The sequence below is a fragment of the Halomonas eurihalina genome (assembly GCF_008274785.1).
GTDB lineage: Bacteria > Pseudomonadota > Gammaproteobacteria > Pseudomonadales > Halomonadaceae > Halomonas > Halomonas eurihalina.
On sequence record NZ_VTPU01000009.1, the window covers coordinates 51,545 to 64,128 of the forward strand.

General features: G+C 58.4%; 11 protein-coding genes and 1 pseudogene. 5 read left to right on the forward strand and 7 right to left on the reverse strand.

The window, feature by feature from the left end; all coding sequences use genetic code 11:
* Window positions 1–166 precede the first annotated feature (166 nt).
* Window positions 167–1,462 (reverse strand): M18 family aminopeptidase, encoded by a 1,296-nt coding sequence (locus FZZ93_RS10415; protein WP_149322265.1) that lies wholly within the window; start codon window positions 1,460–1,462, stop codon window positions 167–169.
* Between the two features lie 139 nt (window positions 1,463–1,601).
* On the opposite strand from FZZ93_RS10415, the gene FZZ93_RS10420 reads away from it, so the two are divergent.
* Window positions 1,602–3,758, forward strand: coding sequence for a carboxy terminal-processing peptidase (locus tag FZZ93_RS10420; RefSeq protein ID WP_149322266.1), 2,157 nt, complete (start codon window positions 1,602–1,604; stop codon window positions 3,756–3,758).
* A gap of 257 nt (window positions 3,759–4,015) precedes the next feature.
* On the opposite strand, the gene FZZ93_RS10425 is transcribed toward FZZ93_RS10420, so the two are convergent.
* Window positions 4,016–4,480 carry a DDE-type integrase/transposase/recombinase gene (locus FZZ93_RS10425; RefSeq protein WP_149322267.1) on the reverse strand — a complete coding sequence of 155 codons (465 nt, stop codon included), beginning with the start codon at window positions 4,478–4,480 and terminating at the stop codon, window positions 4,016–4,018.
* 538 nt (window positions 4,481–5,018) lie between these two features.
* Here FZZ93_RS10425 and FZZ93_RS10430 point away from each other — a divergent pair.
* Window positions 5,019–5,456: an acetyltransferase gene (locus tag FZZ93_RS10430; protein ID WP_149322268.1), complete on the forward strand. Its 438-nt coding sequence runs from the start codon at window positions 5,019–5,021 to the stop codon at window positions 5,454–5,456.
* Window positions 5,457–5,698: 242 nt separating this feature from the next.
* Here FZZ93_RS10430 and FZZ93_RS10435 read toward each other — a convergent pair whose 3' ends face one another.
* Window positions 5,699–6,430: a DUF899 family protein gene (locus FZZ93_RS10435; RefSeq protein WP_149322269.1), complete on the reverse strand. Its 732-nt coding sequence runs from the start codon at window positions 6,428–6,430 to the stop codon at window positions 5,699–5,701.
* 733 nt (window positions 6,431–7,163) lie between these two features.
* Between FZZ93_RS10435 and FZZ93_RS10440 the strand changes: the two genes are divergently transcribed.
* The 3 genes and pseudogenes from FZZ93_RS10440 to FZZ93_RS10450 all read left to right on the forward strand — a co-directional run.
* Window positions 7,164–7,688 carry a hypothetical protein gene (locus FZZ93_RS10440; protein ID WP_149322270.1) on the forward strand — a complete coding sequence of 175 codons (525 nt, stop codon included), beginning with the start codon at window positions 7,164–7,166 and terminating at the stop codon, window positions 7,686–7,688.
* Window positions 7,689–8,316: 628 nt separating this feature from the next.
* Window positions 8,317–8,535: a hypothetical protein gene (locus tag FZZ93_RS10445; RefSeq protein WP_149322271.1), complete on the forward strand. Its 219-nt coding sequence runs from the start codon at window positions 8,317–8,319 to the stop codon at window positions 8,533–8,535.
* A 177-nt stretch (window positions 8,536–8,712) separates the two neighbouring features.
* A pseudogene (locus FZZ93_RS10450) lies at window positions 8,713–8,949 on the forward strand (DUF3577 domain-containing protein); the annotation flags it as partial.
* A 75-nt stretch (window positions 8,950–9,024) separates the two neighbouring features.
* Here the strand turns inward: FZZ93_RS10450 and ppk2 are convergent.
* From ppk2 to FZZ93_RS10470, 4 genes are all read right to left on the reverse strand, one after another.
* A complete protein-coding gene (gene ppk2, locus FZZ93_RS10455) occupies window positions 9,025–9,948 on the reverse strand; it encodes a polyphosphate kinase 2 (protein WP_149322272.1) in 924 nt (307 codons plus the stop codon).
* A 162-nt stretch (window positions 9,949–10,110) separates the two neighbouring features.
* Window positions 10,111–11,085 carry a PstS family phosphate ABC transporter substrate-binding protein gene (locus tag FZZ93_RS10460; protein ID WP_149322273.1) on the reverse strand — a complete coding sequence of 325 codons (975 nt, stop codon included), beginning with the start codon at window positions 11,083–11,085 and terminating at the stop codon, window positions 10,111–10,113.
* On the reverse strand, window positions 11,082–11,300 hold the full coding sequence (locus tag FZZ93_RS10465; protein ID WP_149322274.1) for a hypothetical protein: 219 nt from the start codon (window positions 11,298–11,300) through the stop codon (window positions 11,082–11,084). Before FZZ93_RS10465 ends, FZZ93_RS10460 begins: the two co-directional genes overlap by 4 nt.
* Before the next feature lie 10 nt (window positions 11,301–11,310).
* Window positions 11,311–12,474, reverse strand: a complete 1,164-nt coding sequence (locus FZZ93_RS10470) for a Na/Pi symporter (RefSeq protein ID WP_149322275.1) — start codon at window positions 12,472–12,474, stop codon at window positions 11,311–11,313.
* Between the last annotated feature and the right edge of the window lie 110 nt (window positions 12,475–12,584).

A 12,584-nucleotide genomic window follows, 5' to 3' on the forward strand; every position in this document is an offset into this window, starting at 1 on the left:
TTTTTGGCTTCGGGCGAGGATCAGCTTACCGGCAGCCTCGCCATCAGCAAGCATTACGAGCCTCCCCTGTCCCTCTTCCAGCTTCCAGCCCGAACTTCGTTCGGGCCTCTTCGCTCTTCAAGCAGCGTCGCCGCGTTCTCGTCTACCGATTTTTCTACAGGCTTTTCTACAGACTTTCGCGCTCGATAAAGGCTGTCAGCACCCGAGTCAGATACTCCACATCCCGAGCGCCGGACGTCTCGCGGATCGAGTGCATGGCCCATTGCGGCACGCCCACGTCCAGGGTCGGCACGCCCAGCTCGGTGGCGGTGATCGGCCCGATGGTGCTGCCACAGCCCATGTCGGCGCGGGTAACGAAGGTCTGCACCGGCACTTCAGCCTGGCGACACAGCTCGCGGAACAGCGCCGAGGTGGCACTGTTGGTGGCATAGCGCTGGTTGGCGTTGACCTTGATCACCGGGCCGCCGTTGATCGCCGGCCCATGGGCCGCATCATGCTTGTCACGGAAGTTGGGGTGCAGGGCGTGGGCGTTGTCGCAGGAGATCATCCGCGAGGCCTGTACCAGGCGAATGAAGCCTTCCTCGCTGGCCTCGCCCAACGCGGCGTTGGCCCGCCGCAGCACATCGCTGAGGAAAGGCCCCTGGGCGCCACAGGCACTGGCGCTGCCAACCTCCTCGTGATCGTTGGCCACCAGCACGGCGCCCTGGCGACCATCGCATTCCAGCAAGGCCTCGAGCCCGATGAAGCAGGACAACAGGTTGTCGAGACGCGCACTGGCGATCAATTCGCCTTCGACGCCTACCAGGGAAGGCGGCTGAACGTCGTACAAGGCCAATTCGAAGTCGACCACCTCGACGCCTTCGAGGCCATGCTGCTCCGCCAGCCAGCCACGCAGCAGCCGATCGAGGTCAGCATGCTCGCCGCCCTGCAGGAACACCGGCGGCATCTCGGTCTGGGCGTTCATCGCTCGCCCATTGTTGGCCTCGCGGTCGAGATGGATCGCCAGGCTGGGAACAATCGCCAGCGGCCGATCGACATTGAGCAGCACGCCCTCGAGACGGCCATCGGCATGGCGCACATGCACCCGTCCGGCCAGGCCAAGGTCACGGTCGAACCAGGGTGCCAGCAAGGCGCCGCCATAGACTTCAACGCCCAGTTGCAACCAGCCAGCCGACGTCTGCGGCGCATGCGGCTTGAGACGCAGTCCCGGGCTATCGGTGTGGGCGCCGATCATGCGCAGGGCGTCGAGCGGCTCGGTCGGCAGCTGCAGCGCGATGATCGAGGAATCATTGCGGGTCACATAGACACGCTCACCGGGCGTCAATCGCCAGGCCTCGGTCTCCTCGAGACGACGAAAGCCAGCGGCTTCCAACCGCTCGGCCATGTTGGCAGTGGCGTGCCAAGGTGTCGGGGAACGACGCAGAAAGTCGAGCAAGCGCTCAAGTCGGGCATCCTGGGGCATGAGGGTCCTCTAGTCATGATGCATGAAGGGGTCTTGGCATGTCGTCGGAACTGCTACAATGCTCGCTCGGTCTTGCAACGCGAGCGCCGAATCTCAGTCTGGACGAATAAGTGTACATGAATCAGGGAGTGCTTCATCGATGAGCCTGTTTGCTACCCTGGGGCGCGCGGCGGCCCTGGCCCTGCTACTGGTTGCCGGCCCGTCACTGGCCGATATCGCCCCCAGTGACGCCCAGCGTCATACGGCCCAGGAAGTTGCCAACTCCCTGCTCCATGGCCACTACTCGGATGTCGAGCTCGACGACGACTGGTCGCAGCAGGCCTTCGAGCACTATCTGGATGTCCTCGACAGTCAGCGCGCCTATCTGCTGCGCAGCGACATCGACGAGTTCAACGACTTGCGCACCCAACTCGACGAAGCTGTTCTCGATGGCGAACTGGTGCCGGCCTACGCCTTGTATGACCGTTACCAGCAACGCGTCGAGGCGCGTCTCGAGTGGCTGCTGGCACGTCTCGACGCAGGCCTCGATTTCACCTTCGACGACGATCAGCGCATGATCCTCGACCGCTCCGAGACACCCTGGCCCAACGACGAAGCCGAGCTCGACGCCTACTGGACCAAGCGCCTCAAGAACTCGGCCCTCGAGCTGTCGATCAACAGAGAGGAAGCCGAGGCTGAGGATGCCGCCGCCGTGGAAGACGACGCAGCACCCGACGAAGAGGACGCTGCCTCGGACGAGAACGTGGTCGAGGAGAAAGAAAAGACGATCGAGGAAACCCTGCGCCAACGCTACGAAGGGCAACTCAATCGACTGCGCCAGACCAATGCCGAGGATGTCTTCGATCTCTTCATGACCGCGGTGACTGACACCATCGACCCGCATACTGATTACTTCTCGCCCCGCGAGAGCGAGGATTTCGACATCCAGATGAAGCTCTCCCTGGAGGGGATCGGCGCCCTGCTCCAGTCGGATGGCGAATACGTCAAGGTATCCAGCCTGGTCGCCGGCGGCCCCGCCGAGAAGGCCGGCGCCCTCAAGCCCGCCGATCGCATCATCGGCGTCGGCCAGGAGGGCGAGGAGATCGTCAACGTGGTCGGCATGCGCCTCGACGAGGTGGTCGACATGATTCGCGGCCCCAAGGGTTCAGTGGTACGCCTCGAGATCGTACCGGGCCAAGCCATGGACATGACCCGCTCCAAGGTCATCGAGATCACCCGCGACACCGTCAAGCTGGAAGACCAGGCCGCCCAAAGCGAGGTGGTCGAGATTCAGCGCGACGACGGCACGCACCGGGTCGGCATGATCAAGGTGCCCGCCTTCTATGTCGACTTCGATGCCTGGCAGGCCGGCGAGGAAGACTACCGCAGCACCACCCGCGACGTCGCCAAGGAAATCGAGAAGCTGCGCGACAAGGACATCGAAGGCATCGTGCTCGACCTGCGCAACAATGGTGGCGGCGCCCTGCAGGAAGCCAACTCGATGCTCGGCCTGTTCATCGACCGCGGCCCCACCGTTCAGGTCCGCGACGCCCGTGGCCGCATCAACCTCTACGGCGACACCGAAAGCGGCACTCTCTACGACGGCCCCCTGGTGGTGCTGGTCAACCGCCTCTCGGCCTCGGCCTCGGAAATCTTCGCCGGTGCCATTCAGGATTACGGTCGCGGCCTGGTGGTGGGCAGCAACACCTTCGGCAAGGGCACCGTCCAGACCCTCAACGAACTGGACCTCGGCCAGATCAAGCTGACCCGAGCCAAGTTCTACCGTATTTCCGGTGACAGCACCCAGAATCGCGGCGTCGCGCCGGACATCCAGTTCCCCAGCCTGGTGGACCCGGAAACCATCGGCGAGAGCAGCCTCGACAACGCCCTGGGCTGGGACAGTGTGCGCAAGGTCCAGTACCGTCAGTACGGCGATCCGCGCCGCTACCTGGAAACTCTGCGTGAGCGCCATCGCCAACGCGCTGACGACCATCCCAACTTCCATTATCTGGAACGCCACGCGGCCCTGGCCGAGCGCCTGCGTGAACAGCACACCAGCGTCAGCCTCAACCGCGAGCAACGCCGTCGCGAGACCCAAGCCCGTGAGGACGAACAGCTTGCTCTGGAGAACGAACGCCGCGAAGCCCTTGGCCTGGACCCTCTCGAGAACTGGATAGACAGCCGTAACCAGGACGAGGAAGACGAATCGCAACCCCTCGAACGAGCACCGCTGACAGAAGCGGCGGAAATCCTGCTCGACTTCTCACGGCTCGAGAGCGGCATACAATTCGCCGATCATGCCAGCCGGAGCGAGTGAACCTAGACTCTCTCCATGACACGACGCCGGGCTATTGCCCGGCGTCTTGCTTTCATCCTGACCTTGCCTTCCCATCCACGCGTTCGATCTACACGTACCAGGTTACCTGGCCAACCTCCCCGCCCCGCGCCACCGGAAAAAGCCCGCCTGAAAAGGCGGGTAATTATACGCCCAGAGATAGTCCTTAAGATGGGCTCTCAGCTCGCCTAAAGTGGCGTAATGAAAGCTGCGGATGGTCGCTTCCTTGATGGTGCGATTCATCGCTCAACCTGCCCGTTGGTCCACGGATGGAAGGGGCGTGTCAGGCGATGCTCGATGCCATGCCGATGGCAGACCACATCAAAGCGATGTGGCTTGTAGGATGTTGTCCCTGGTCGCTTGGCAAACTGAGAGCCGTTATCTGTCAGTACGATGTGAACCCGATACGGCAACTGTTGTAGCACGTCTTCGAGGAACTCAGCCGCCTGTTCCTGCTGTGCCTCGCGATAGAGCTGGGCATGCACAAACTTGAAGGTGCGGTCGACGGCCACGAACCAATACGCCTTGCTCTCCCCGGCGAGAACCTCGCAGATGCCCATATGCAGGTAGCCGATCGGGTAGTGTTTGAATGACGGCTTGTCCGTCGCCTCATCGCTCTGACGTGGTAGCTGGCTGATGCCGTAGCGCCAATACAGCCGATGCAGGCTCGACCTCGTCAGATGAGGGATAAAGCGCTGGAGCACAAAGAGGCAGTCATCCAGGGGAGCCAGATGGTGCGCCGAAAGATGATCGCTGCGACCTCCTCAAGGACCGATAAGGAGGTCGAGCTTGGCTGCTTGGGCCCATGCGCTCACCTTCCACGGAACTGCAACGCCGCCACTTACGCACTGTTTTAGGATTGAGGTTGTAACGGCGGCTCAGCTCCGCGACCTAAGTTCTGACGATCGCTGTATGTCTTTTCGGATGGCGTACGTGGTCTTGGCGCGTTGATGAAGTACTTGAGCCATAGCCTCTCCTCGGATAGTGGCTCGTACCATGGACCATTACACTCCGGGACTAAAGACCTAGTCACTGAGTCCGTGTTGACAAAAACTGGAGATGGGGAAAAGGGAGCCATTGCTCGGCGCATGGTTAGCACTATGTGCAGGGCTCCCACATGCTGTCACGGTGACACGTCGCGATACCCCATCGCTTCATGAGCCACCTGTTGGCACGCTCTACCACATTGCGCCCCAATATTTGGGGGGTATCCGGAAAATCTGGTTGATCAAGGGGCAAGTAATGAAGATCGAGAGTGCAGGAAAAGCAGAGCATGAGCAGCTTATCGAAATCTGGGAGGCCTCGGTTCGGGCGACGCACGATTTCTTGACTGAGTCTGACCTCATTGAACTCAAGCCGCTTATCCTGCATCAGTATTTCAAGGCCGTTGACCTGAGCGTTGCCAGGAGCGGTGAAGGGAAAATATTGGGGTTCTACGGCGTGAGCGATGGCAATATCGAGATGCTGTTCGTTGCGCCGAAAGCGCGCGGCAAAGGCATCGGGGCATCGCTGGCCCGACATGCGATAAGCGCTCGAGCCGCCACCAGGGTGGATGTAAATGAGCAAAACGAGCAGGCGCTGGGGTTTTATGAGCATCTGGGCTTTGCGGTGATTGGGCGTTCCCCCCTTGATGGTCAGGGCAAGCCTTATCCGCTTCTGCATATGCGGCTTAGCGCATGAGATACCATCGCTCTGTCCGCTAGCCACAGCAACAAAGCCATGGATGACTGGCTCGAGGATAGAGCGACACGCCAAGAACGCCGGTCAACCACTTAATCCGGATACCCTATTTGGGCTTATCGAATTCTCAAAGAGTCCAGGAAAAGGCTTTTGGTAAATCTCGGCCTAACTACCTAATGGTCCGCTTCATTCAGTATCGATAGCAGTAGCTACACGTCGAAGCTCGTTCAACGCTGGTCGGTTCACAACTCATCCGAGTATCCCGCCTTCACCCTAGGCCACTGGACTATGGGACGTCCTTCCATGCGGTAAGGGTTTTTCTTGGCATCATCCTTCCAAGGTTGCGGCCAGCCGGTCGGTGAATCCTCCCACCACTCCTGCCGCCCGTATACTGTCATGTCGAGTAGCGGGTAACTATTACCCATTGCCTCGACGCCGCGTCTCGTCGTCCAGTAAGTCTCAAAGACCCTGTCACCTTGTCGCAAGTAGCAAATAAGGTACATCATGCCCGCTTGGCGACCATCCAAGAGCGTGTCAAGCGCCGTTCCCTGTACGGAGTACCATGGCATCTCCCAGCCCATGAAGTCTCGGTAGCGGGCAGATTCTTCGAGTGGCCCCTGGCAGAAGGTCGCGTAGGTCACATCACGGGAATGCAGAAAGGATAGCTCGCGTACCTGCGACGTGTACAAGGCACAACCCTCGCATTGCCCCGCTGCAGAGTGTCCGTGATGCCACATGAAGTAGTAGGCTACAAGCATCTTGCGCCCCTCGAATGCCTCCAACAGCGTCACAGTTCCGAGCTCATGAACCAGTGGTGTCTCGGCATGCACCTCGACCATGGGAAGTCGGCGACGGGAAGCAGCGATGGCATCGCCTTCCTTCATGTGCTTCTTCTCTCGAATCCGCAATGCGTCCACTTCTGTCTGGAAGGTGCTCCGATCAACAATATTGGGAGCTCCTAGTTCATCTTTCATGTTGTCTTCTCCTCCTTATGTTGTGCCACAACGTATAATGAGGCTGTTGAAACCCCGATACTTGTCCTCAAGCAAAAGTGGCTGGTCCCCTTTTGGATACCAGTATTGGTAAGCATTGGTTCCGTCACTGACATGCGATGACTGTCCATCGCTTTGCCCTCGGTGCAATCGACTCACGGGGTCACCCCGTCAGTGTAGGAAGGTCCCCATTCACGGGCCAGGGGTATTAAGCAGAACCACCAACCCGGGGATGTGCCTGTGCAGGTACGTCTTGGGCAATGCCAGTACTGTCGCCATCGGCTCTAGGCCCGCGTGCTACGCTTACCTCCTAGGCATTCCGATAACTGACCTATGCCCTACTGGGCACGGTCAGGATCAGCTGATGGCCAGGCCCTTACGGGGAGGTTACGGCGACAGCACCTCAGCTAGCCGCTGCCATCGCACCGTGACCCTATCTACGCCAGGAGCTAGGGCACGGAGGCTGACCTCCTTCTCACCAGTAGTGGCCGTTGTAACCTCTATATGCTTTCGGCTTATTGCAAGCGAAGCCATTCGCGTCTATCCAAGGACGATGGCAGCACTGAGGGGAAGGCTGTCCTCTTATATCTCAAAAGATGACTTAGGTTCTCAAGAGACAGCCACCACTGCGGAGGCTTTGGAAAGTAGAAGAACGCGAAAGGCCAACAGGCTAAGCACCCGATTGAACACCAAATGGACGAATGGAGTTTGCTCAATGAAATTCGCGATTGCTGTCATTTCATCACTTCTAGCGCTTACTGCACCTCTGGGTGTTGCGCAGACACTGGATGATATCGAAGCCGCTGAAGCAAAAGTGTATGAAGCGTGGGAGAAAACACCGCTAACGGTTCGCAAGGCAATTCTAGTCGCGGAAGCAGCGCAAGGCTTTGGTATGTACAAAAAACGCAGCACCAATACCTTCGAATCCGGCGAGCCTATTCTCATTTATGCTGAGCCTGTGGGATATGCCTGGGAAAAGAAAAATGGCGACATATACAACACCAACCTTAGAATGGATGTAAACATCATCTTCCCTGACCCAAATGAGGTCTACACAAAGAAAGACATTATGAAAAAAGAAGTTAGCAGCAGAAGTCGAGGCAGAGAACTCATGCTGAACATCAAATTGGATTTCGATGGACTGCCATCAGGCGACTATGTGGCTGAAATTATTCTTTATGATGAAACCAGCGATGAAAGGACATCCTTCAAACAACCATTCACCATCTTAGACACCTAATCAAAATCGAACTTTATTGCCTGGCCTTCATGTAGCACTGCTCTGGAGTACACGGCATTATAGAGGTCCATCCACCGTTGGATCGTCAGGCCTTGTCGACGCATCTGCTCAGGAGCGCGTCAGCACGCATCCAGGGGGCCGTCCCCACAACACCAATTCTCAACAGTGGCAAGGGCAGCCATCTCAATCGCGCCAATGAGACAGTGGGTGGGTAATCCCCTACCCCATCTACGTCGCCTAGGGTCGCCAGCAGAACACATCATGGCTCGTGATCGACATGAATTTCGCCGGCTGACTATGCCGTAGATGTCAGAATCGGTTAGCCCGCGCCAGACTCCATGGGCATATCGTTTGCAAGTTCTTAGACTTCATCCTTTGAGGGTTTTAAGCCTCCAATAACCCCAGTAAAGTTCACTTATCCTTGAATCTTCACTCTAAATATCGTGGATTATTTCGATCCATTAACCAGGGCACATTGCCGCTAATAGGCTGAGTGGTTCCGCCACGTGTTACCGAGATTTACATAGACCCAACACATCGTGACGGATAGCGCGGAAAAATTCTCTAGACTCAAGGGATAGCGGATCGCCATCCGCGAGTTTACTGGAATACGATAATGGAGGGGATGATGACCGATTCAACTATTCGCACTCTCAACACGGAAGAACTGGACGCTGTGTCGGGTGGCCTTACCGATGGCCTGCCCGGCGGCACCGACCTGATCGACAGCCTGCCCATCGCTGGCCTGATCGGTGGTATACTGGACACGGTCACGAATACCCTGCTGGGTGCCGTGCCCGGCGACCTGCCTGTGTCCGGCGTCAACGACACCCCCGATATCTCATGAGCTCTCCCCTCCGCCACTGACCTGGGCGGAGGGCACGTCACGCGAGGCTCCGGGCCCGACGAGATACTCGTCGGGCATTTTTTCGTGCATGCCTACCTGTCCGACCTGCGGACGCGGCGTCATCCCCTTATAACTTACGTGCCCTATCTACCTGGATGACCTGACACCACCTTCTTCAACCTCCACGTCGAAAGGGTTGGCTATCTCAACTGCGCCCGCACGGTCGCCCTGAAACGCGCTGAAGCGTTTCTGGCCTGCGACATCAACGCCCTAAACGGGCCGGCGGACGACGTCAGCTATACGCGTTTCGATTGCCGTGTGAGCGGCCAGGAAGCGCAAAAGCTGGTTCGCAAGTGCCAGCAAGCCGTGGACATGAAGCGTAAAGTCCTCATGGACTTCAAGTTTCTGAGATGAGGCTTGTAGCACGCCCTCTTGCTGATCGCACCAGCACTTCAAGCTCATCCGCTTCACAGAGGCTCTCCAGCCAATTTAATAGATATTGGGAACAAGCATATTATCCGGGACAGGCGTTCGGACATATTCATCATGATATTCCCGTGGTGGCAACGCCACATCCGGCTGCTCGACTTCCCCATAAGGAATCTGAGACAGAAGGTGGTGTATGCAGTTGAGACGCGCTCGTTTCTTGTCGTCACCCTCAATGACCCACCATGGCGATTCCGGGATGTGCGTCCGTTCCAGCATCTCCTCCTTGGCCACTGTGTAGGCTTCCCAACGGCGGCGGGACTCCAGGTCCATGGGCGACAGTTTCCATTGCTTCAACGGGTCATGAATTCGCATCAGAAACCGCCGATACTGTTCATGATCCGTGATGGAGAACCAGTACTTGACCAAGATAATGCCTGAGCGTACCAGCATACGTTCGAACTCTGGCACGGCGCGGAAGAACTCTTCGTATTCCTCGTCGTTGCAAAATCCCATGACCTTTTCGACACCGGCTCGGTTATACCAGCTACGATCAAACAGCACGATCTCTCCAGCAGCGGGCAAGTGCGACACGTAACGCTGAAAATACCACTGTGTCTTTTCCCGCTCACTGGGGGCAGGTAGCGCCGCAACCCGACAGATACGCGGATTGAGCCGCTGGGTAATGCGCTTGATGGCACCGCCCTTGCCAGCAGCATCACGGCCTTCGAATAGCACCACCACCTTGATGCCTTCTTCGGCAACCCACTCCTGCAGCTTGACCAGCTCACGTTGCAGGCGCCATAACTCACGAAAATAGGTCCGGCGGTCCATGGTGGACGTGGTTTTTAGATCGAGTTCTTCACCGCAGGAGCCTTCCACGACGCCGATGCCTTCGTCGTCGCCATAGGCCATTTCCAGCTCTTCATCGAGCGTGTCGAGTATTTCCTCGCGCAGCCAATGCGATTGTTCATCGACATTCTTCATTCTCGGATCCTCCGAATAATGGGCCTTGTAAGCTTCGCAGTATCATAAAGCTCCGGAAGCGGCGTAAGTCCGCTATTCCCTGCCACATATCAACTTGCAAGGTTTCGTAGCGCACGCCAGCCGGTGGACACTTACCAATGGCTCTACCGCGTTCATGGAGAACTACTTGCCCCAATTATTGATGTCCGTGCCGACCTGCAGCTCGCCAGCGAAGCGCGAGCCCGTGGTCATTGATGCCAGGCGCTTTTTGGCATCATCGTAGGCTGCCTCCGGCAGGGGCATATAGCCTGTGAAGTGCACCCAATTGCTCAATCCATCCAGGTAGGCCTCGAGGAAGGCCTGGAGCTGGGGATCGTTACGCAGGGCGCCCGCGTTAACATACAAGAACAGTGGCCGCGCTAGAGGGTAGCGCCCTTCGCGCACAGCGTTGAGGGAGGGATGCACCGGGCCATCGCCAGCGTCGATGGCGAGATCCTGGAGATTTTCCCAATGGCGGAAGTAGGCACCCACACCGAAAAACCCGAGCGCCTCGCGATCGAGCATGATGCCTTCCACCAGGGCTTCCTCGTTTTCACTGGCAACATAGTCGTGTCGGCTCGCGCGGGTCTCGCCAACAATCACGGAGGTAAAGAAGTCGTAGGTGCCGGAATCCTGGCCGCGCCCGAAGAGTCGGATGGGCCGGTCTGGCCATTCGGGGCGCACTTGCTGCCAGGTCATCACCGAATCCTCCGCCGCGGGCTCCCAAAGGCGACGCAGCTCCTCGATGGTGATCTCCTCGGCCCAGTCGTTATCGGAATGCACGACCACGCTCAGGGCATCAAGAGCAATCGGCAATTCGACGAATTCGACGTCACTCTCCGCGCAGGCCTTGAGTTCCTCGCGGTTGATCGGTCGCGAAGCATCGTTGATCTGGGTCTCCCCCGCGCAGAAGCGCCGGAATCCTCCGGTGGTGCCGGAATACTGGACGTCGACCTCCACGCCGGCGTTGTGCGCGTAACGCCGCTCTGCTTCCTGGGTGATCGGATAGACAGTGCTCGAACCGTCGGCACGGACCGTCTCCTGAGCCCAACTCGACGCTGCCGGGCCAAGGCCCAACAGCATGGCAAAGCATATACCTCCCGCCATAGCCCTCTTCATCGACGCAGCTCCTGCAATACCTGCTGGAAGAATTTCCTGACGTCGGACCAGCCGACATCGGCCTGCTCGAGATACAATTCGAGGGAGTCGATGGCCTCGTGTTGGGTCTGTTGCTGACGCCGCTCCATCTCGGCGCGAATTTCCTGGATGCAACTCTCGGCCTCCCCGATCATCCGCTCCAGGTCCTCATTGGACATGCGATTCAGGTCGTTCATGGCAACCTCTCTACATGATGATAGTGATGCCGATAAGCAGCATCGGCAGTACAAGGAACACGCCGAGCACCCAGAGCGCGGCGAACAGCTTGCGTTTCGCTGCGAGCGATGCCAGCCACTCCGCCCCTTGCAGCGGTAGATTACGCAACATCGGAACGCCGAAGATCAGTGCCACGGCAAACACGTTGAAGAGCACATGCACCAGGGCAATCTGCAGCGCATAGGTAGCCACTGCCCCACCGACCGCAGTGGCGGCGAGCAGCGCGGTGATAGTGGTGCCGATGTTTGCACCGATCACGAAGGGATAGATCTGACGCAGGGTGAAGGCCCCTGACCCGGCCAGTGGCACCATCAGACTAGTGGTGGTCGAGGAGGACTGTACCAGCATGGTCACCAGGGTGCCCGAGCCGATGCCCGCCAAGGGACCACGGCCGATGGCACTGTGCAGGATCGCCTTGGCGCGACCAATCATCAGGCGCTTGAGCAGACTGCCAATATAACGGATCGACAGGAAGATCAGCGCCAGGCCTACGGCTATGGTGGCAAGGCCGGCGAACACCCCTGGGAGCATCGTCATGACGTCTTCCAGAGTACCCACCACGGGCGCCGTCGCCATGTCCATGAAGTCCGCATCCGATATGGAGTAGCTACCGCCCCCCACCAGCATGGTACTGAGCGCTCCCGCTACCTGATTGAGCAGGCCGAACATCATCTCCAGGGGCAGGAAGATCAGGATGGCCAGCAGGTTGAAGAAGTCATGCACGGTGGCAGCGGAGAAGGCTCGGTGGAACTCTTCCTTGCTGCGTATGTGGCCGAGGCTGACCAGCGTGTTGGTCAGGGTCGTGCCGACGTTGGAGCCCATGATCATGGGGATGGCAATCGTCACCGGCAGCCCGCCCGCCACCATACCGACGATCAGCGAGGACACCGTCGAGGAGGATTGAATCAATGCCGTGGCGACGATCCCGATCATCAAACCAACGAAGGGATTGGAGGCGAAGGCAAACAGCTGACTCGCCTGATCTCCCACTGCCATCTTGAATCCGCCACCGATCAGGCTGACAGCACAGATCAAAAGGTAGATAAGCCCAATAACCGCCAGCCATTGCAGCCCATTACCGCTCTCCCCGGGCGCCGCCGACGACCGAGGGATCGTATCCGCTGGATTTGCCATACTCGCCAACCTCTCATTGTGAACCTTGATCAATGTCCCCAGAGGCTAATGAGTCGAAGTGACAAAACCGTTGCTGAATCGATACAGCTTCATGACCTAGCTAGTTATCC

Excerpts from the sequence above, each read along its gene's own strand:
- FZZ93_RS10415 (WP_149322265.1), bottom strand. The coding sequence starts at position 1,462 with ATGCCCCAGGATGCCCGACTTGAGCGCTTGCTCGACTTTCTGCGTCGT.
- FZZ93_RS10420 (WP_149322266.1), top strand. The coding sequence starts at position 1,602 with ATGAGCCTGTTTGCTACCCTGGGGCGCGCGGCGGCCCTGGCCCTGCTA.
- FZZ93_RS10430 (WP_149322268.1), top strand. The coding sequence starts at position 5,019 with ATGAAGATCGAGAGTGCAGGAAAAGCAGAGCATGAGCAGCTTATCGAA.
- FZZ93_RS10435 (WP_149322269.1), bottom strand. The coding sequence starts at position 6,430 with ATGAAAGATGAACTAGGAGCTCCCAATATTGTTGATCGGAGCACCTTC.
- FZZ93_RS10440 (WP_149322270.1), top strand. The coding sequence starts at position 7,164 with ATGAAATTCGCGATTGCTGTCATTTCATCACTTCTAGCGCTTACTGCA.
- FZZ93_RS10445 (WP_149322271.1), top strand. The coding sequence starts at position 8,317 with ATGACCGATTCAACTATTCGCACTCTCAACACGGAAGAACTGGACGCT.
- ppk2 (WP_149322272.1), bottom strand. The coding sequence starts at position 9,948 with ATGAAGAATGTCGATGAACAATCGCATTGGCTGCGCGAGGAAATACTC.
- FZZ93_RS10460 (WP_149322273.1), bottom strand. The coding sequence starts at position 11,085 with ATGAAGAGGGCTATGGCGGGAGGTATATGCTTTGCCATGCTGTTGGGC.
- FZZ93_RS10465 (WP_149322274.1), bottom strand. The coding sequence starts at position 11,300 with ATGAACGACCTGAATCGCATGTCCAATGAGGACCTGGAGCGGATGATC.
- FZZ93_RS10470 (WP_149322275.1), bottom strand. The coding sequence starts at position 12,474 with ATGGCAAATCCAGCGGATACGATCCCTCGGTCGTCGGCGGCGCCCGGG.